Here is a 19,375-nt window from a genome sequence, read left to right as displayed (position 1 = left end):
TTTAGATTATACCATCATTTGTAACAGAAATTGAATTTGTTTTGAGGAGCGTTTCGATGTAGGCTTCCGTTGCGGCTTCATGCAGTAATTTCAATCATTTCGGTCGGCGGGGTTAACGTGCGCGGTATGCAGTCTAATGTCTCTTTATTGACTATAAATACTGCTGTTTTAGACTAGATTTTTGAAGGAAAATGCGTGTTGACAAAAAGAAGAAAGGGGACATATATTTTAGATGTAAATTACAGCCGGGCTGGAAAGAAAGTCATGCTTTTTCGCAAGATGAATACGGTTACAAAACGGAAGGGGTGGGCGTCTGCTGCTGTCCCCCCACAGAAATGATAATAAAAACGAGAGGCGGAATGAGGCATGAGTCAACGCGTTCTGCAAGTAGGAATCATCGGGCAAGGAAGAAGCGGCCGTAACATTCACGGCAATCTGCTGGCGAAAATTCCAGGCTTCTATCGCATTGCGGCCGTAGCGGATTCGTTGGAGGAGCGGAGGAAGCTTGCCGTGGAAGAGTACCGGTGCAGCACTTATGCCGGCTGGCAGGAGATGGTCGAGAACGAGAGCCTGGATCTGATCGTCAATGCTTCCCCGAGCCATCAGCACTTTCCTATTACACTGGAGCTGCTCGAACGGGGCCTCCATGTCCTTTGCGAGAAGCCGCTCGCCAAAACGGAGGAAGAGGTAGACCGCCTCATCGAAGCATCGGAGCAACATGGCGCCGTTTTGGCCGTTTTTCAGCAATCCCGTTATATGCCGGCCTACGTGCAGCTCCGCAAAGTCATCGATTCAGGGGTGCTCGGGCGTATCGTGCAAATTGATTTTGCCAACAACGGCTTCTCCCGACGCTGGGACTGGCAAACGCTACAAAGCAACCATGGAGGAAATTTGCTGAACACAGGGCCGCATCCTTTGGACCAGGCGCTGCAGCTGTTCGGAAACGATGTGATGCCTGACATTACCTGCATCATGGACCGGGCTAACACGTTCGGGGATGCTGAGGATTATGTGAAGCTGCTGATGCGCGGACCGGGCCGGCCGACCATCGACCTGGAAATTTCCTCTTGCAGCGCCTACCCTCGGGAGCTGTTCAACGTTCAGGGCACGAACGGCGGACTTCGCGGCAACGGCAACCGGCTGGAGTGGAAATATTTCAAGCCGGAGGAAGCGCCTGCGCAGCAGCTGCAGCGGGAGCCGTTGTTCGATGATAAAGGGCTTCCCGCCTACTGCAAGGAGGAGCTGAAATGGCACACCGAGGAGTGGGAGCTGGCTCTTCCGGAAGGCAGAACGCTTTTTGAGCACATGACGGAGCAGCTGTACATGATGCTGTACCGCACGCTGGTTCACGGCGAACCGCTGGAAGTAACGCCTCAGCAGGTTCGCCGGCAGATGGCGGTCATGGAAGCGTGCCGGCGGCAAAATCCGCACATTTATCAGGATGGAGAGGATACAGCTTCATGAAGCCATTGTCTATCGGAATGATCGGATTGGACACCTCGCACGTCATTGCTTTTACCAAGCTGCTCAACGATTCATCACAGCCCTATCATGTTCCGGGAGGCAAGGTGACGATAGCTTATCCGGGCGGATCGCCGGATTTTGAGCTTAGCTCCTCACGGGTGGATGGATATACGGCTCAGTTAAGAGATGAGCTGGGTGTTCGGATCGCGGATTCGATGGAGGCTGTTGCGGAGGCTTGCGACGCCATCATGCTGGAATCGGTGGACGGCCGCGTACACCTGGAGCAATTCCGGACGGTCGCCCCTTACGGCAAGCCGGTTTTTATCGATAAGCCGCTGACGGTTCGGGCGGACGAAGCACAGGCTATCGCCGCTATTGCTGAAGAGCACGGAGTGACGGTCATGAGCTCGTCGGCGCTTCGATTCGCCGAAGGCTTGCAGGCTGCTCTTAGCCGCGGAGAGCATGGAGACGTCATCGGCGCCGATCTTTTCGGCCCTATGGCGCTGCAGCCGACACAGCCCGGATATTTTTGGTATGGAATTCATTCGGTCGAGATGTTGTATGCCATTCTGGGGACGGGCTGCGCCGAGGTTTCCGTCAAGAGCAATGAGGAGCATGATCTGATTACTGCCGTTTGGACGGACGGAAGGATGGGGACGGTGCGCGGGAACCGGAGCGGTAACCATGCCTTCGGCGGAACGATTCACCGCAGCAAAGGGTCGGATTTCATCGATATCTCTTCGACGGGGAAGCCGTATTACGCAAGCCTCCTGGAGCGGGTGATGGCCATGTTCCGGTCCGGGGCTCCTCAGGTTGCTATGAATGAAACGCTGGAGATCATCCGTTTCATCGAAGCGGCCAATGAAAGTCGGGCTATAGGAAAAGCGGTACGATTAGATTGATAAATGAATGGCTCAATTCTAGGAGGTTCCTGGGATTGGGCTGTATTTTTATGAGGATCCCGCCTTTTTCCTGATGGGTAAAGGAATTGCCAAGCGGACGTCGAAACAAAACTGGAATGGAACGTCACTTCGACTCCAGATTCAATTATCAATGAAAGCAGGGAACCGTCGCCATGATGACTAAGGAAAGCCTGATGCTCGACCTGGAGAAAATGGGGATTAAACGGCAAGGAACCTTACTGGTGCATTCATCTTATAAAAGCATCGGCCCCGTGGAGGGAGGACCGAATACCGTCCTGGATGCCCTTTCCGAATATATGGCGGAGGGCTTGCTGGTGCTGCCGACCCATACATGGTCTACGATCAATAGCGAAAATCCAAGATTTTATGTGAAGGATTCTCCTACCTGTGTCGGAATTCTTACGGAATGGTTCCGCCAAAGGCCGGGCGTTGTTCGCTCGCTGCATCCGACGCATTCGGTGGCTGCGCTTGGAAGGGATGCCGAGTCGTTCGTTGCCGGAGATGAACAGAGCGAAACGCCTTGCGGCTACCAAACCGCATGGCGCCGGCTGTTGGAGCGCCAGGCGACTATTCTGCTGCTCGGAGTTGATTTGCGACGCAATACATTTATCCATGGGGTAGAGGAATGGGCGAACGTCCCAGGCAGGTTAACGGAGCATTATGAAGAGCTTATTACGGTACTGCCTGACGGTACGGAAATCCCAGTTCCTTCGCGCCGCCACTCTGTAGGTGGCTTGTCGCAAAATTACTGGAAGGTCAACGACCTCTTTATTCAAAAGGGTGCGATGTATACCGGGCGGTTTGGCCTGGCGGAAACACGTGTGTGCGATACGGTGAAAATGACGCAGCTGCTCACGGATATGCTTGCGCGAACCCCGGAGCTTTTCTCCAATGCAGATCCATTGCCCCGAAGCAAAGAATAGGAGTTGAAAGCCTATGAACCGAAGCATGGACTCAGTATCTCCCGAGATACGAGCGTATTTAGAGCGCATTGGGTATCATGGCCCGTTGGAATGTTCGGCAAACGTACTGGCCGAACTACAGGAGCGGCATCTTCATAACGTGCCTTACGAGAATTTGGATATAATCAGGAAGAAGCCGCTATCGTTAGAAGTTAAGGACCTGCACGAGAAAATCGTCGTTCTGCGACGAGGCGGCTACTGCTTCGAATTGAATGCGCTGTTCGGATGGCTTTTGAAGGAGTTAGGCTTCCCTGTGACGAATTTGTTTGCGCGATTTTGGCGGGACGAGCCGAATCCGCCCCCCAAACGGCGGCATCATGTGCTGAAGGTGGAGGCGGAAGGGGCTTCTTACCTATGTGATGTCGGTGTCGGGGGGATTGTCCCGAGGCAGCCGCTTCTCATGAGTGAAGGCATGATGCAGCAACAGGGCGATGAAACGTACCGGCTTCAGCGGGAACCGGAATACGGGTGGATGCTTTGTGAGTTCAAGCACGGGGAATGGAGCGGGATCTATTCCTTCACGGAGGAGCCTCAGCTGCCCAAGGATTACTTGATGGCTTCTTTCTGGTGCGAGCATGCGCCGGACTCGATTTTTACGAAAGCACCCATGGTAGCAATTCGAACATCGGATGGACGCAATACGATTGCCGGGGAGGAGTTTCGCATCTTTACTTCTGCAGGTGTGAGAGCCTTCACCCCGCAATCGGAGGAAGAGTATCAAGAGGCGCTGCTAACTTATTTCGGCATCAGGCTGGAAGCTCCATAAATGGGTATGATCTCCCGGCTTTTGACAAAGGCTATAGAGGGATGAAATCCCAACCCATAACCGGAAAAGGAGTTGGTCCTCTATGGCAAGACGCAGACAAGGCAGGTCTTATGGTCAAGGCGGGCAATTCGGCTTTCAGGCAGCTCAGCAGGGTCCTGACTCAGGCTACCAGAATGCAGTAGAGCCTACGCATAATGCGAACTTTGCTTGGAACGGGCAACCGATCCCGACGTTTACCCCAAATGGAAACTATGGGGGAGCGGGAATGAGCGGAGGCATGGGCATCGCTCCGGGAATGGCTCAAGGCATGTCTCAAGGCATGGCACAGGGAATGGGACAGCCGGCCTACATACCGCAAGCAAGAAATAACAACAACGGTCAAAGCTTCGAAGGCGGCATGCCTGTTCCAGGCTCCACAGGGAATCCGAATGCGCCTTACGGTCAAAGAAATACGGGGATCAATAACGCGGATGACCGGAATGTGGGCTTCCAAGGCGGCTATACCGGCTATGGGCCGAACGGGCAGCCGCTTCAGTACGGCACCTTCATGCGGGATGGCACACAATACGGCGCCGGCCCCCACACGATTGATCCGAACAAGCTCATGGTTCAAGCGGTGCACTACGAGAACGGCGGGATTGCGGCTGTCCGCTTCCAGGACGGCTCCGTCGCTGACGTTGCTACTGCGATCGGGATGGCTGAAGCAGGCCTGATTGAGGATGTGAATACAGGCAGAAACCGGGAAGGGCAGAAGACGCTCCGTTCTTACCCGGACGGCGATCCGAGCAACAACCTGTCGAACCTGCCGAGGTTTTAGAATGAGCTGCGCTTCCTTTTCCAGGGAGCGCAGTTTTTTTTGGGTTTGGCCGGGTAGCAGATGTGAAAATGGATGGAAACCATTGACAGGGGGCCGCTGTCTGCTATAATTTGAGTAATCACTCAAATTAAGTAAACGCTCAAAAAAGGGGTATGCTCCAATGGAAGCCTGGTTTCAGCTTCAAACCTTGATTTGGCTTTTTCCTATCGTATTTATTTTTCATGACTTTGAAGAAATCATTATGGCGGAAAGGTGGTTCACGGCAAATACCGCCAACCTGCGCCGAAGACTGCCGAAGAGATGGGCCGATCGCGTTCTTGAACAATTCTCGATGAGCACGGCGCAGTTTACCGTTGCCGTACTCGTGGTGTTCCTCTTTGTCAGCAGCTCCACCTATATGGCGAATCAATATCTTCAAGGCGGCCCGCTGGGCAATTTGCGGTTTTTCGTTGTATGCACTCTAGTGCTGTTTCTGCACATCTTTACACATCTCGGGCAAGCAATCTATTTCCGTTCCATTACACCGGGAAGCATAACGTCGCTGATCCTGCTGCTGCCGTACAGCCTAGCCTTGTATCACACGCTGCTGGAGGAAGGAATCATTACATGGTCTACGATTCTTCTATGTCTCCCGTATGTATTGCTGGCCGTTCCGGTTGTGCTGCTGGCGCATAAGACCGGGAAGACTCTGATCAGGACGGAAGCGAGGACGGTCCTATGAAGAAAGCTTCCGCAAAAAAAGAGGCCATTCTTAAAGCGGCTCTGGAGTTGTTTGCAGAGCAAGGCTTCGCCGCTACGACTACCAAGGACATTTCCTTGCGGAGCGGAGTGGCGGAAGGGCTCATGTACTATTACTTTCGCGATAAGCGGGAGCTGTTAAGAGAGGTCATTCGCACGCATTCCTTCTTCGAAGCGGTCAAAGCCAAACAGAGTGCGCTGCTGCAGCTGGAAGGCGTTACAGCGCTGGAGGAATACGCAAGCCTGTATTTGTCTTTCCTCCAAGAGCACAGCTCCTTTCTGCTTCTTGTGTGGTCACCCGAGCTGCTGCGGGATGAGGAAATATCACAGGAGGTGGGAGATTTAATAGCGCAGATGGTACAGCAAGCGGCGGTGATTTTGTCCCGCGCAGCCGGAGCCGACTCGATTCGCTCCGAAGCGGTGCAGATTGGGGCATCAATGCTGCTGTCGTCGCTGCTGACCTATGCCGTTGTTCAAAGCAGAATGCCGACGGAGGAGAGCTCCTCTAATCAAGACTATATTCACGAAGTGATCAAGATCGTAGTCCGCGGTCTGTCCAAGTAACTATATCTGCCATACGGCCCATCCCGTTCATCTCGGGATGGGTTTATTGCCTATGAATCGATAACATTCGTAGTACACATTCACTATATTCGACAAAATATATATTTTTTGTGAAAGAAATGTTGAATCACCTTTTAAAATTGTATTTATATGTTATAATACGTGACATACATATTACACTTGCAGCGTTTTATATTAAAGGAGGAGCAGCTATGTTTGAATGGCTGGGTTTCAAAACGGGCTTCCCGTTATGGTGGTCCTTCCGATGGAATCGGCATCTGAAAGAGGACGTAGAAGAAATATTCGAAGGAATTGCGCATACCCGGAGGCAGATTTTGGTCAGCTGGGCGGAAGAATACTGGTCTCACCTGGATCGCCTTCAGCATGTCCTGCAAGCAAACGGACTCTCGCTCAACGAGATTCGATCGGACAGTGCCAAGGTGGAGCAGATCTTCACAGATACGGCCAAGCGGGGGGCCGACTTCTCGGAGCTGTTCGTGCTTGACGGGCAGTCGGAAGTCATTTATTCCACCTATGCCGCTCATAAAGGAACCTCCTATGAGGGTAGAAACTCCCTTCTCTCCAAGGGTTTGCAGGAAACGCAGTCCGGCCTGACAAAGTGCCTGTTCGGTCCTTACGCCGATCCGCTGACTTTACGAATCGGACCAAGCACCTCCTCTTTTCATGATGCGGTCACGCTGCTATTCATTCTTCCGATGATCCAGGACGGACGATGGCTGGGAGCCATTTGCGGTCGGGTGCCGAATGATGTTATCGGGGACTTGATTCAACGGGAATCAGGGCATGTATACCCCGATTCGGGCGATAATTACATATTCATGGCGAAACCGAGCTTCAATAAGCATATTGCACCGGGAACGGCGCTTTCCCGCAGCCGATTTGAGGATCTCACCTTCACGCACGGCGACAATCTGAAGGAAGGCGTTCGAACGGATTACGGGATCGTAAGAGTGAAGGATCATACGGAGCTGGAGCTGATTTTCACGGATCCTGCGACAGGGAAGCTGCATCCAGGCGTTCAAAATACGATCGACAACGGAAGCAATCTCTTCGTGGAATTTCCCGGCTACTCCGACTATCGCCACATCCCCGTCATCGGGAAGGGGATCACCTTCCAGCTTCCGCACTGCCCGGACGTATGGGGGATGATGTGCGAGGGGGATCTGGAGGAGGTATACCGCATCCGCGGCATTCATTCCAGGGTCAGCCGAATGCATTGGTGGCTGGTGAGCGGAATGGTTGTGCTGAACGCTGCCTTATTCGCCGCTTTGTCCCCGGTGCTTTCCGGCGTGCTGGGTGGGGTGCTCCTGGGCCTTATCAATCTTCTGTTCGGGGCCATCGGCGTGTCCGCCATCGGCCGGAAGGTGCTGAAGCCTACAGAATCCCGGATTCATCAGATCAACCGGTTTATCCGGATCAACGCGGAGGGGCAAGGCGACCTTACCCAGCGGCTGCAAATTTCCGATTTCGATAACGACGAAACAAAGGAGCTGGCCAAGTGGATCAATAATATGATCGATTCCTTGGAAGGCATTATGCTTCGTGTGAAGCAAGCAGCCGGTGAGGTTCAATCCAGCCAGCTGATGCTGACAGATTCCACGGTGTCAACCGGAGAGTCCACCCAGCGTCTTAGCGACAAGGTGGGAGGGATGATCCGCGGCATAAGGCATCAGCTGAAGGACCTCGATGTGGCTAAGGATGTATCGCTCCATATGAGCAGCACGCTGCGTGACCTGGAGCAGAAGGCAGCGGGACAGATCGCCGTAGCTCAGGATGAGGTGGAGAGAATCGGCGGAAAGATGCAGAGCATACAAGCGAAGGTGGACGAAACGAACGATACGATCCGCACCTTCCTGAAGACAACCGAGGAAATCGGCGAGCTGCTGCAGGTGATCGAGGAAATTTCGGCACAGACGAATTTGCTTTCCCTGAACGCTTCCATTGAGGCGGCCAGGGTAGGCGAACACGGCAAGGGCTTCGCCGTTGTAGCGGGTGAAATTCGCAAGCTGGCCGACCTGACCAAGCAGTCGACCGCTCGAATCAGCGATACGCTGCTGCATATCGGGCAGCAAGCCGAGGTGGCGTACCAATCGATGGAGGAAGGCTCGAGGGTGGTTACCGAGGGAACCCGAATGGTCGCGACAGCTGCCGAGATTTTAACTCAGGCAGGTACCGAGGATTCGCTGAAAACCCAGGTGGTGGAGGAGGTCGTCGGCCTTATGGAGAAGATCGCCGCCGTAAGCATCGAGAATCGCAAAATCTCCACCGAGGTAGAAAGCACAGTGCAGGATTTGCAGGATAACATGCGTTATGTGAGGGATACGGCCGGAGATGTATCGTCCATCACGAACTCGCTTCTGCTTGTCGTAAATCAATTCAAGCTTACCGAGCATCGCAAAAGATAACCCAAAAAGGAGCTTCACAAATCGATACGGTTTGTGAGCTCCTTTTTTCATGACGAAATTCGTCTTCTGTGATAAAGATCACAGTCCGCCTTGCTAAGATATGGCAAACTAATGTTGGCTAGAGGATAGGATCCTGCTTACGGAAGGTTCCGGCCAAATTCTCTGCGTCGCGGTCGCGATGGTTCTGCTCGTAATCCTCCAGCACATCGATCAAATATTCTTCTCCATGCTTTCGCGCTTGGAAGATGAATTTCTCGCGGTCGACGATCCCGCTAATGTCGTGCCCGCATTCCCGGAGGCATTGCTCGAAGTCCTGTGCGGTAGGCACCGCATGATCTTCGAGGAACAAGAGGCCCCGCAGCTGCTTTACTTCGCCGCCGCGGATCACCTTGAAATGAACCGTATGCTCTTTGGTCATCCTTATCACCTCACTTTAGGTATCGTTCAAGCGGCTGAGCATCATGTTTTTTTTTTACACATGTGGACAGCTTCCTATGGATAGAATAATGCGAATATGAGTAAAAATGCAATGGGAGGGAACATGATGGAGGTACAGCCCCTCTTATCGGTCGAACAGCTCGCGCTGAAAAAGCATAAGATCTACAAGCAAAGCAAGCTGCGCTACCTGTCCCGATCCATGCTGGCCAGCATGTTCATCGGCTTCGGTGTCATCGTAGCATTCAAGACGGGCAACTTTTTTTATCTGGAGCATTCACCATTGACGTATCCTATGGCTGCGCTTACGTTCGGAGCGGCCATTATCCTCATCGCCTATGGCGGAGGCGACCTATTTACCGGGAACACCTTCTATTATACCTTTGCCGCCCTGCGCCGCAAAATGCGCTGGACGGAGGTGGTGAAGCTGTGGGTTACCAGCTATGCAGGCAATATTCTAGGAGCTGCGGTTTTTGCTCTGCTGATCTATCTCACAGGACTGTTCGCCGATCCGAAGGTAAATGGATTTCTGCTCAGCGTGGTATCGGCGAAAATGCAAGCCCCTGCGTGGGAGCTGTTCTTCCGGGCGATATTATGTAACTGGCTCGTCTGTCTGGCCTTCTTTATCCCGATGTCGCTGCAAGGAGACGGTCCCAAGCTGTTCGCCATGATGCTATTTGTGTTCTGCTTTTTTATCTCCGGCTACGAGCACAGTATTGCCAATATGTGTACCTTCGCCATAGCCCTTGTTCTGCACCACCCGGGTACCATCTCTTGGGGCGGCGTAATACATAATCTGATCCCCGTTACTTTGGGGAACCTGATCGGCGGATCCCTGCTGATGGGTGTCATGTACCATTACGTTAATAAACCATTTATGGAAGAGGAGCATTAATATGAAAAAAACAAGAATTGTTGTCATCGGCGTCGGAGCGGTAGGCTCTACGACAGCTTATACGTTATTGCTGCGCAACCGCGCGGATGAAATTGTGCTGATTGACGCCAATCAGGACAAAGCGGTAGGCGATGCACTGGATATGAACCACGGCATTCCGTTTATCGGCAAGAGCCGCGTATGGGCCGGAACGTATGAGGATTGCCGGGAGGCGGACATCATCATCATCACGGCCGGCGCTGCGCAAAGACAAGGTGAATCCCGTATCGACCTGCTTAAGCGGAATGTATCGATCTTCGAGAGCATCATCGGTGAGGTACTGAAGGTGAATTCCGACGGTATTCTGCTGATTGCGAGCAATCCTGTCGATATCATGAGCTACTTCTCTTTGAAAAAGTCGCAGTGGCCCGTTCAGCGCGTCATCGGTTCGGGAACGCTGCTCGACAGCGCCAGGTTCCGGTACTTGATCGGAGAGCACTTGAACATTGACCCGCGCAGTGTGCATGCGCACATTGTCGGAGAGCACGGCGATTCGGAGCTTCCGCTGTGGAGTCTTGCGAATGTTGCCGGCACGGAGCTGGTTATCGATCAGGAGGACAAAGAGCAAATTTTCGCCAATACGCGCGATGCCGCCTATCAAATCATTAATGCCAAGGGCGCTACCTACTATGCGATCGCTCTCGCGCTGGATCGGATCTGTACGGCCATCCTTCGGGATGAAGGCGCGGTGTTGAACGTATCCACGCTGCTTGATAATTATCATGGCATTTCGGATGTGTACCTTGGTGTTCCATGCGTGGTGGACCGCCAAGGCGTACGCGAGGTGCTGAAGCTGAACATTTCGGAAGAGGAGAAGGAGCAGCTGCACCGTTCGGCGAACAAGCTGAAGGAGATTATCGCATCGATCTAAAGGAAGGAGCCGTGACGGGAAGCATAAACTGGTACCCATACACTGGACACTTAGAAAAAAGTGTTTAGTGTTTGGGTACCTTTTTGTTTGCAGGTTACTTGTTTTTCATCCAGTTCCAGTGGCATGACATCTTGTTCCATGGTACATTTCATACAGAGATCGCTCCTTATTGGTTATGGTAGGTGGTACTTCCATTTTACCAAAATTGAGCGATCTTTTCTTATTTACTTACCCAAAGGGGCTGGCCCAGTTCCTTGAAAATAGGACTCATCTGCGAGTCAGTGGGAAAATAGCTTCAGCGCGAGTTTTGGATTGCCGTCATTACCATAAAATCTAATCTATTGACGGCAACCAAGTGTTTGAGCTTAGGCTGAAGGTATTTTCCCACGACCAACGATAAGATGGTCATATTTTCACGGACTTATGGGACAGCCCCTTCGCTTTTGTCCCACATACACCGTGTCCACAAGGCATATATATGAGGAGAGTGGAAAGGGATAAGGATGGGGGAGAGCCATATGCAGACCAAGCAAACGTTCGTTAAAGGGACGATTCTTCTCACGCTCTCGGCCTTAATTACGAGAATACTGGGCTTTGTGAATAGCATCGTGCTCGCCCGATTCTTGGGTCCCGAAGGGATTGGGCTTCTGATGATGGCGCACCCGTTGGTACCGATGCTGGTGACGCTAACGAGTCTTGGCTTGCCGGTAGCCATTTCGAAGCTGATCGCAGAAGCGGAGGTCCGGAGAGACCGAGCCAAAATACGCAAAATCATGACGGTGTCTTTATCCATTACGGGAACCATGAGCATCGTGCTGACCTTGCTGGCTGTGCTCGGAGCGGATCATCTCGCGGGATGGCTTTTAACGGATTCCAGGGCGTATTATGCGATGCTGGCTACCCTGCCGATTGCACCGCTGGTCGCCGTTTCCGCGGTTCTTAAGGGATACTTCCGGGGCAAGCAAAACATGAAGCCTTTGGCCCTGTCGGATGTGATCGAGCAAATCATTCGTGTGACGCTGATTGCCGCATTGGTGCAAATGCTGCTTCCCTACGGGGTGGAGTATGCTGCGGCAGGGGCGATGATCAGCTCGGTCATCGGGGAAGGAGCCGGTTTGCTCTATTTGATCGTATCGATCCGATTGCATCAGCATCAAACGCGGAGTAGAACCGCTATTGCAACAGAACAAGCCGACAAAGAAGTGCGGGGTACGGCCAAGGAGCTCCTTCAGATCGGACTGCCGACAACAGGGGAAGGCTTCATTCATTCGATTTATCGCGCCATTCAGCCGATGCTGATTACCAAAAGTATGGCTATAGCCGGAATCAGTACGGTGGTTGCTACGAAGCAGTATGGGCTTTTGGTCGGATATGCGTTTCCGCTGCTCATGTTCCCCAGCTTCATCATGCATTCGCTGGCGACCGCACTTGTACCTGCGATCAGCGAAGCCAATGCGCTTCGTCAGCGTGCGCTCATTCATGACCGGATTGATCAGGCCATACGAATCGCAATAATGATCGGTGCGCCATGCTCCCTGATTTTGTATGTGTGGGCGGTACCGCTTACCACCATGGTATATCATGTGCCGGAAGCAGGGCCGCTGCTGCAGCTTCTGGCGCCGGTGTTTCTGCTGCAGTACATTGAGCCGCCGCTCCACGCCGTATTGCTCGGAATGGGTCAGGTGAAAGCGGTCATGCGCAATTTTATTTTGACCACCGTTTTAAAAGCAGCGGCGATTTTCTATCTTGGCTCTCAGCTCGGAATTGTCGGCGTCGTGTGGGGAATCAATATCGGGCTGATTTTGATCACCTTCCTGAATATGCTTTCGATTTCCCGATGCATCGGCTTTTCATTGGATTTGCGAAGCTTAGTCAAAACGGCGCTTTGTTTAGCCGCAATGCTGCTCGCAGGGCAGGTTACCCTATATGTTGCCCGTCATGCAGGGATTCCATTACCATGGTCGGTCGTTTCCGCCATTCTTGCTTCCTTGTGCACCTACATCTATTCCCTTATTGCCACGAATACGATCAAACGCCGCGACATGAGAAAAATTCCCGTTCTTCGTCGTATGTTTACCTAATTATTCAAGCTTGCGAAAGAGACTGCTTCGGCAGTCTTTTTGTGCTGTCCAGGGTCCGAATTAGTAACCAATAAAAATTTGATTTGCTGTCAAAAAAATTGTGTTATACTAGCGTTGTTGTTTACAAAACGTTTACGGGAATTACATGAAAAATTAATATTGGACGTGTGGTGAGTATATGGGGGATCTTCAGCTGCTGCTTAGAGAAACCGGGCTGAGAGCGGCCCGCCGTTTGCCTCTATTTTTATGGTCGGTTTGGATTGTATTGCTTGTAGAGCTGCTTAGCAGAGGGCAGTGGGGAGCTGCTTTCAGCTGGACCTTTCACAAAATACCGGAGCTTTCCTTGAATGCTTTGGTTGTACTGAGTTTGTTGCTCTTATTCACTTCCCTCCTTTCGAATGTTCGGATATCGTTTTGGCTGGTGGCAACGGTTTGTTTGGCCTTTGGCCTCATAAGCGGCGTGAAGCTGTCCATCCTCGGGGTACCGTTCGTTCCGTGGGATCTGCTGTTGACCAGCGAAACCAAAGACATGGCGCAGTATATCGGAGGGCTGCTCAATTTTACAACCATCTCCGGGCTGTTGTCATTCATTGGAATAAGCTTATTGCTCCTTTACAAGCTGCCGCCGGTGCGTCTCGTTTTTCGCTGGAAGCAGCGGCTCATTATGGGGGTAAGCTCGCTGATTCTGCTGTCTGCTATTTACAGCGACGACTTTCTATCGCTCAAGAAAATAGTGAACGTGCAGAATTTGGCATGGGATCAGACGGAAAATGTAAAAACCAACGGGTTTCTTCTTTCTACCATCATGAACTTAAAGTTTTTGATCCAAAAGGAGCCTGACGATTACAATGAAGAATCGATCCGGTCGATCGCCTCTTCGATTCCTCCTGTCGTTACAGAGCCAGGGGAAAAGAAACCGAATATTATTGTCGTTTTGAGCGAATCCTTATTCGATATCACGCAAATCAAGAGCTTGAAATTCAGTCAGGATCCGCTGCCCTTCTACCATTCCTTAATGGAGAAATACACCAGCGGCACAATGCTTTCTCCGCAATTTGGCGGAGGTACGGCGAATGTTGAGTTTGAAGTACTGACCGGTAATTCCATGCGGTTTCTACCGCAAGGCTCAGTGCCGTATAATCAGTATGTCGATAAAGGGATTGATTCGTTAGCCAGCATTTTGGCGCGGCAGGGCTACGAGACGACGGCCATCAACCCGTTCCATTCCTGGTTCTATAACAGCAAGCATGTGTACGAGAACATGGGCTTTGCCAAGTATATTTCACAGGAATTTTTCGAGCCGGACTATGAAGGTCCCTATATCGCCGACCGGGCTGTAGCGAAGTACATTACGGAAACGACGTCGTCGACCTCGGGACCGGATTTTATATTCGCGAACACGATGGAAAATCATTATCACTACTACCCCGGCAAATTCGAAAAGAACACGATTGAGGTTACCGGTGTCACGGAGTCGAAAGGGCTTTTCGAAACGTATGCACAAGGATTACTCGGTGTGGATGATATGCTGAAGCGCCTCGTGACGTATTACGAAAACTCGAATGAGCCGACGATTCTGCTGTTTTTCGGCGACCATCTGCCAAGTCTCGGAGACGATTACCTGGCTTACAAAGAAAGCGGCTATCTGAAGGAGAACGATCCTGATTTTGTCAACAAAATGCATCGCGTACCTGTACTGATTTGGGATAATTATTTGCCGCGGGACCGCAAGGAGCACATCAGCATGGACACCTCCTTAATCGGCTCGTATCTTCTAAAGCTGGCGGAGCGGCCGGGCAGCTATTATACCGATTTCTTATATCACATCAGTCAGCAAACCCCGATCCTGCCTTCGAAGCAGGAAAGCGCAAAGGACGAACGGATGAAGGTGTATGAGAAGCTTCAATACGATATATTGTTCGGCAAGCAATATGCTTATGGGGACATGAAGAACAATATTAAGAAAGAAAATTATGTCATCGGTCTTGGGAAAATGTATGTACGCGACGTCAAGCTGGAAGGCTCAGGCAATGATCAGATCCTAAAGGTGCACGGTGAAAACCTGCCGTATGGCAGCATCCTGCAGGTCAACGGCCAGCCGCTGGAAACCAAATGGCTCGGAACGGGCGAGATCACGGCTACTGTAAAAAAGGAGCTGCTGACGCAAGCGCCGATGCGGATTGAAATCCTTGTGAAGGATTCGAAGGATGCCGTGGTCGGTAAATCAAACGATTATGTATATACCGGCACAAGTCTGACAACCGCACAGCCTGATACGTATTAATAACGATTCAAAAAGCCGCGATATTCCAAGGGAATACGCGGCTTTTTGTTCATTCGGCGGGAGGCTCCAAGCCCTCTCCGGCATAAGAATCCAGCGGTGAAATTTCCAGCTTGTCGTCGGACCAATTTCCTGTGTCCACCCCCGCTGCCTGCCGCCAGCGTTTGTGGACGTCCAGGACCTGTCGTCTTGCCGTCTCCGGGCTGTCTTCTCCCGTCTTGTTTTTTACCGGAGCAAACTCCTCCATCCGGTCCATGACAAGCACCGTCATTTCGTCTGCCAGAGGGAAGTAGTCGAAAATAAACTGCTCCAGCTTATACCCATTCGGTGATTCCGGCATCATAACGTGTCCGGCTTCATCGACCGTCTGCAGCTTTTTGTGCGCGGCATGATACGAAAGCGGATGACTCAGATGACGCTCAACAAAATCCATCTGGAACAGGTGAATGGATAAATTCCCAAGCCCGTATAAATACTTTCCGTCGGCATCGCGCTGCTGAGTCAAGAAGAAGGGAACTTCCGTATATTCCAGTACAGCCGGCCGCCCCTCCCGCTTGCAAAGAATGCCGACCTTTTCTTCGGGAGAGACCTTGTAAGCCGCCTTGGTGGCGATAGGATGGCTATAATGAGCCGCAACACCGACGAAACGCGGGTCGGCTATCTTAATGATGGCATTGTCTATGTTGTAATAAAACAGCCATTCAACGCCTCGTTTCTTGAGCTCCTGAAGGATCCCGGAACGTTCCAAAGCAAGGAAGGCTTCCCCGTTGCCGCTCGGGGACAGATTCAGCCGGTCCTTCTCGGCGAGCAGTACTTTCCCTTGTTCATCCAAAGCAGGAAGCTCACCCTGTATAAAAAAGAACAGGTCCTTCGGGGAGTAGCCGAAATACCGGTGATTTTCAAAAAAACGCACCGTCTCCTCATGGTTATCCGGGCTGGTCATGATACACCATGGAATCGGGCAGCCGGCCCGTGCTGCCAAATTCAGAAGACGTTCCGCCTGAAGCTGAAATAGGGACTTGCCGGAAGGCAGACCGATGCTGAAGGTGCCTTTCGGTCCCGGATGTCCCAGACGGCTTCCTTGCCCTCCTGCAGCCACGATGGCGGCAACCTTGCCCATCCGCAGCTTGCTCCAGCCAAGCTCCTCGAAGTACCGCTTCTCTTCAGGAGAATAAGTATCCCAAGGATAAGCTTCCATTGGGGAAAGCTCTCCCGGAACGGAAGCTTCCTTCCCCAGGGCTTCCTTTGTCAATCGCTGAAGCCGTGCCCAATCCATGCTTTCGATCTGGTCCAGCAGCATTTTGCGGGAGCCGTCAGACAACTCGTGATAAAACCGCAGGATGTGTTCTTGATCCCTCATAAGAAGCTCATGATAAAGTAAATCGTATCTTGAGTTCATGCGGCAAACCTCCGATAAAGTAAGATAAGGATTATTTTACAGTAATTTAATGAAATGTCATCACCTTCTGCAAGCATGAAAAAAACATTCTTTCTTGTCAATTGGTGTAAAACATATTACAATAGTCCTAGATCAAAAGTCTCCTAAAATTAAATGACACCAACCGATAACGGCAAACCATTCGAAAGGATGGGACGCAAAGCCACAGGCCTAAAGAACGCGTGTTCCACGGCAGCTGGGTTACCGAAGAAGGTAAGGTATTCTCATTTTGAAGCCGCTTCCTGCTTTCGGGGAGCGGTTTTTTCATCATGTCAAGCCAAGGTGGGAAACAATAATGTATCAACGTTACATCTTTACAGTCTTGCTCAGCAGCCTGCTGCTTCTAATTCCGATTCTGCATTTTGCTGATGTTTTTCCTTCAAATCATGTACAGCTGGTTTTTGAGCTTGCGGTTGGAGTGACTGGGGCGGCAGTTGTCATTCGGCTTAGCAAGCGAACAGCAATCATAGAAGAGCATACGCAGCGCTACCAATCGCTGTTCCTACATAATTCGGATGCTGTCTTTATGATGGATTTAAACGGCAGGTTTACGAGTGCCAATAAGGCATGCGAGGTGATTTCCGGTTACTCGTTACATGAATTTCTCAAGTTGACCTATCATCAACTCATTTTACCGGAAGATCTTGAACAGGGAATGACTTATTTCAACGCCAGTCTGCAAGGAGAAAAGTCAACCTACCAGCTGTCGATTCTCAGTAAAACAGGTGTCAGGGTGGAGCTCAGCGTTCGCAATGTGCCTATTTATGTTCATGGCAGGCTTGTAGGCGTTTACGGGATTGCACGAGATATATCCGAGACCGTGAACCTGCAGAAGGAGCGCGATGAGGTTCAGCTCTATTACCAATCACTTTACCGAAACAGTCCGGACGCCATCTTCGCTATCAACCTGAAAGGTCAATTTATCAGCTTCAATCCGGCGGCGGAAGTGATTACCGGTTACAGCAGCAGCGAGATGCTCGGACAATCCTTTCTAACCTTGCTTAAACGGCAGGATGGGTCTGTAATGGAAGAAGCCTTCCGCGAGCTGAGAACGGGCTCTCCTTGTTCCGAGGAAGTCAAGATTGTTCATAAGACGGGAAGAGACGTAACCGTTCAGGTTGTGGCTGTTCCGCTGCAAATCGATAACGTGCTTGCCGGCATGATCGGTATCGGCAAGGATGTTACCGCATATAAGCAGTCATTGGAACGCATCGAATATATGGCCTATTATGATTCCTTGACGGGGCTGCCTAACCGCAGCCGGTTCATTGAAGCTACGGATCAAATGATTATATCTGCGGAAAGCAAGTCTGAGAAAGTAGCGGTGTTTTTTATCGATTTGGACCGGTTTAAGGGGATTAATGACTCTCTCGGTCATCAAGCGGGCGATTTCTTCCTGCAGGAGACGGCCAAAAGACTAAGGGAATCCATTCCGGGATCCGGCATCATCTCACGGTTCGGCGGAGACGAATTTACAGTTGCCCTTCCGGTAACCGATTCGCAAGAGGCAAGTCAAATCGCCGAGCGCATTCGGGAGAACATATCGGAGCCGTATCGCTTTTTGCGGAAATCGTATTATTTGTCTCCAAGCATTGGCATCAGCTTATTCCCGGAGAACGGCGAGCAGACCGTTTCCTTGATCCAGCATGCCGACACGGCGATGTTCTATGTCAAGCAGCAAGGGAGAAATCACTACGAATTTTATAAATCCGAGTATCACACAAAGCTTAGCAAAAAATTACAGATTGAGCAGCTGATGCGCGAAGCATTGCAAAAAGAGGAGTTTGAGCTTCATTACCAGCCGATCGTTCATGCGGCAACCCAGGAGATCGAAGGAGTGGAATGCTTGCTTCGCTGGCACAGCCCCGAGCTGGGGCCTATGTCTCCTTCGGAATTCATTCCGATTGCCGAGGAGTCCGATTTGATAGCGGAGCTGGGTGAATGGGTGCTGCGCAAAGCTTGTCGTCAAGCCAAGCGGTGGCAGCTTATGGGACTGGAGCCGATGAGGATCTCCGTCAACCTATCGATCCGACAGTTTGAGCAGGCGGATTTAATCGATAAGGTGGCCGGAATTTTGAAGGAAACGGGACTGGAGCCGAGATGGCTGGAGCTTGAAATTACGGAATCGATGACTATGGATATCTCGAAGGCTATGACGGTTCTGCAGAAGCTGAAGCTGCTTGGCGTCGCTGTTTCCGTCGATGATTTCGGCACGGGGTATAGCTCGCTTAACTATATTAAGAAGCTTTCGATCGACCGGCTCAAGATTGATCAATCCTTCATTCGAGGCTTGCCTACGAGCGAGGAGGATGCCGCGATCGTTGCAACCATTCTGACGCTGGCGGACCGGCTGAGCTTAACGGTTGTTGCCGAGGGCGTCGAAACCGAACAGCATGCCCGTCTACTGCAGGAGCTGGGGTGCGGCTACATTCAAGGCTACCTCATCAGCCGTCCGGTGCCGGCGCACGAGCTGGAGAGAATGCTTGCCAAGCCCATTCATAAGATCGGTTAAGGGCTGCCTGCGGGCGGCTCTTTTTTCTATGGTAAAGAAGCCAGATTATTAGCAATGACGATGGCCAAGTTATCATAGTATACTCAGTCTCGTAGCAAATGATACACGCAAGCGGCAAGTCGAGAATGACCCACAAATCCAACAACAAACGGAGGAATTACAC

The 19,375-nt window shown here is 51.4% G+C and carries 15 protein-coding genes and 1 riboswitch; of the genes, 13 read left to right on the top strand and 2 right to left on the bottom strand.

The window, feature by feature from the left end:
- The first annotated feature begins 366 nt into the window (after positions 1-366).
- The 8 genes from RAC89_RS03870 to RAC89_RS03835 all read left to right on the top strand — a co-directional run bounded on the left by RAC89_RS03870 (position 367) and on the right by RAC89_RS03835 (position 8,660).
- Positions 367-1,464, top strand: a complete 1,098-nt coding sequence (locus RAC89_RS03870; protein ID WP_306611896.1) for a Gfo/Idh/MocA family protein — start codon at positions 367-369, stop codon at positions 1,462-1,464.
- Entirely contained in the window at positions 1,461-2,366 is a 906-nt protein-coding gene (locus RAC89_RS03865; protein WP_306611893.1) for a Gfo/Idh/MocA family protein, read from the top strand. Before RAC89_RS03870 ends, RAC89_RS03865 begins: the two co-directional genes overlap by 4 nt.
- Positions 2,367-2,539: 173 nt before the next feature.
- Positions 2,540-3,310, top strand: a complete 771-nt coding sequence (locus RAC89_RS03860) for an AAC(3) family N-acetyltransferase (RefSeq protein WP_306611892.1) — start codon at positions 2,540-2,542, stop codon at positions 3,308-3,310.
- Between the two features lie 13 nt (positions 3,311-3,323).
- A complete protein-coding gene (locus RAC89_RS03855) occupies positions 3,324-4,115 on the top strand; it encodes an arylamine N-acetyltransferase family protein (protein WP_306611890.1) in 792 nt (263 codons plus the stop codon).
- A gap of 82 nt (positions 4,116-4,197) precedes the next feature.
- Positions 4,198-4,932: a DUF3892 domain-containing protein gene (locus RAC89_RS03850; RefSeq protein ID WP_306611889.1), complete on the top strand. Its 735-nt coding sequence runs from the start codon at positions 4,198-4,200 to the stop codon at positions 4,930-4,932.
- 160 nt (positions 4,933-5,092) lie between these two features.
- A complete protein-coding gene (locus tag RAC89_RS03845) occupies positions 5,093-5,653 on the top strand; it encodes an HXXEE domain-containing protein (protein WP_306611887.1) in 561 nt (186 codons plus the stop codon).
- Complete coding sequence (locus RAC89_RS03840) at positions 5,650-6,234, top strand: TetR/AcrR family transcriptional regulator (protein ID WP_306611885.1); 585 nt, start codon at positions 5,650-5,652, stop codon at positions 6,232-6,234. Before RAC89_RS03845 ends, RAC89_RS03840 begins: the two co-directional genes overlap by 4 nt.
- A gap of 212 nt (positions 6,235-6,446) precedes the next feature.
- On the top strand, positions 6,447-8,660 hold the full coding sequence (locus RAC89_RS03835) for a methyl-accepting chemotaxis protein (RefSeq protein ID WP_306611883.1): 2,214 nt from the start codon (positions 6,447-6,449) through the stop codon (positions 8,658-8,660).
- Positions 8,661-8,778: 118 nt separating this feature from the next.
- Here RAC89_RS03835 and RAC89_RS03830 read toward each other — a convergent pair whose 3' ends face one another.
- Positions 8,779-9,078, bottom strand: a complete 300-nt coding sequence (locus RAC89_RS03830) for a hypothetical protein (RefSeq protein ID WP_284640616.1) — start codon at positions 9,076-9,078, stop codon at positions 8,779-8,781.
- 126 nt (positions 9,079-9,204) lie between these two features.
- Here RAC89_RS03830 and RAC89_RS03825 point away from each other — a divergent pair, with 126 nt between their 5' ends.
- From RAC89_RS03825 to RAC89_RS03810, 4 genes are all read left to right on the top strand, one after another.
- Positions 9,205-9,990, top strand: a complete 786-nt coding sequence (locus RAC89_RS03825) for a formate/nitrite transporter family protein (protein ID WP_306616035.1) — start codon at positions 9,205-9,207, stop codon at positions 9,988-9,990.
- 1 nt (position 9,991) lies between these two features.
- Positions 9,992-10,900, top strand: a complete 909-nt coding sequence (locus RAC89_RS03820; protein ID WP_284640612.1) for an L-lactate dehydrogenase — start codon at positions 9,992-9,994, stop codon at positions 10,898-10,900.
- Positions 10,901-11,418: 518 nt separating this feature from the next.
- A complete protein-coding gene (gene spoVB / locus RAC89_RS03815; protein ID WP_306611880.1) occupies positions 11,419-12,981 on the top strand; it encodes a stage V sporulation protein B in 1,563 nt (520 codons plus the stop codon).
- Positions 12,982-13,159: 178 nt separating this feature from the next.
- Positions 13,160-15,265, top strand: a complete 2,106-nt coding sequence (locus tag RAC89_RS03810) for an LTA synthase family protein (RefSeq protein ID WP_306611878.1) — start codon at positions 13,160-13,162, stop codon at positions 15,263-15,265.
- Positions 15,266-15,314: 49 nt separating this feature from the next.
- Here the strand turns inward: RAC89_RS03810 and RAC89_RS03805 are convergent, their stop codons facing one another.
- Entirely contained in the window at positions 15,315-16,661 is a 1,347-nt protein-coding gene (locus tag RAC89_RS03805) for a UDPGP type 1 family protein (protein WP_306611876.1), read from the bottom strand.
- A 161-nt stretch (positions 16,662-16,822) separates the two neighbouring features.
- Positions 16,823-16,909, top strand: a riboswitch (cyclic di-GMP riboswitch).
- A gap of 86 nt (positions 16,910-16,995) precedes the next feature.
- On the opposite strand from RAC89_RS03805, the gene RAC89_RS03800 reads away from it, so the two are divergent.
- On the top strand, positions 16,996-19,212 hold the full coding sequence (locus RAC89_RS03800; RefSeq protein ID WP_306611875.1) for a sensor domain-containing protein: 2,217 nt from the start codon (positions 16,996-16,998) through the stop codon (positions 19,210-19,212).
- Positions 19,213-19,375 lie beyond the last annotated feature (163 nt).

Origin of the sequence: Paenibacillus sp. GD4, from assembly GCF_030846225.1 — a bacterium.
Classification (GTDB): Bacteria; Bacillota; Bacilli; order Paenibacillales; family NBRC-103111; genus Paenibacillus_G; species Paenibacillus_G silviterrae.
Note: the sequence above shows the minus strand (reverse complement) of the source record. Positions and strands in the feature narration are given on the sequence as shown.

Bases quoted from the DNA above. Each gene is read 5' to 3' on its own strand.
- RAC89_RS03870 (WP_306611896.1), top strand. From the start codon at position 367: ATGAGTCAACGCGTTCTGCAAGTAGGAATCATCGGGCAAGGAAGAAGC.
- RAC89_RS03865 (WP_306611893.1), top strand. From the start codon at position 1,461: ATGAAGCCATTGTCTATCGGAATGATCGGATTGGACACCTCGCACGTC.
- RAC89_RS03860 (WP_306611892.1), top strand. From the start codon at position 2,540: ATGATGACTAAGGAAAGCCTGATGCTCGACCTGGAGAAAATGGGGATT.
- RAC89_RS03855 (WP_306611890.1), top strand. From the start codon at position 3,324: ATGAACCGAAGCATGGACTCAGTATCTCCCGAGATACGAGCGTATTTA.
- RAC89_RS03850 (WP_306611889.1), top strand. From the start codon at position 4,198: ATGGCAAGACGCAGACAAGGCAGGTCTTATGGTCAAGGCGGGCAATTC.
- RAC89_RS03845 (WP_306611887.1), top strand. From the start codon at position 5,093: ATGGAAGCCTGGTTTCAGCTTCAAACCTTGATTTGGCTTTTTCCTATC.
- RAC89_RS03840 (WP_306611885.1), top strand. From the start codon at position 5,650: ATGAAGAAAGCTTCCGCAAAAAAAGAGGCCATTCTTAAAGCGGCTCTG.
- RAC89_RS03835 (WP_306611883.1), top strand. From the start codon at position 6,447: ATGTTTGAATGGCTGGGTTTCAAAACGGGCTTCCCGTTATGGTGGTCC.
- RAC89_RS03830 (WP_284640616.1), bottom strand. From the start codon at position 9,078: ATGACCAAAGAGCATACGGTTCATTTCAAGGTGATCCGCGGCGGCGAA.
- RAC89_RS03825 (WP_306616035.1), top strand. From the start codon at position 9,205: ATGGAGGTACAGCCCCTCTTATCGGTCGAACAGCTCGCGCTGAAAAAG.
- RAC89_RS03820 (WP_284640612.1), top strand. From the start codon at position 9,992: ATGAAAAAAACAAGAATTGTTGTCATCGGCGTCGGAGCGGTAGGCTCT.
- spoVB (WP_306611880.1), top strand. From the start codon at position 11,419: ATGCAGACCAAGCAAACGTTCGTTAAAGGGACGATTCTTCTCACGCTC.
- RAC89_RS03810 (WP_306611878.1), top strand. From the start codon at position 13,160: ATGGGGGATCTTCAGCTGCTGCTTAGAGAAACCGGGCTGAGAGCGGCC.
- RAC89_RS03805 (WP_306611876.1), bottom strand. From the start codon at position 16,661: ATGAACTCAAGATACGATTTACTTTATCATGAGCTTCTTATGAGGGAT.
- RAC89_RS03800 (WP_306611875.1), top strand. From the start codon at position 16,996: ATGTATCAACGTTACATCTTTACAGTCTTGCTCAGCAGCCTGCTGCTT.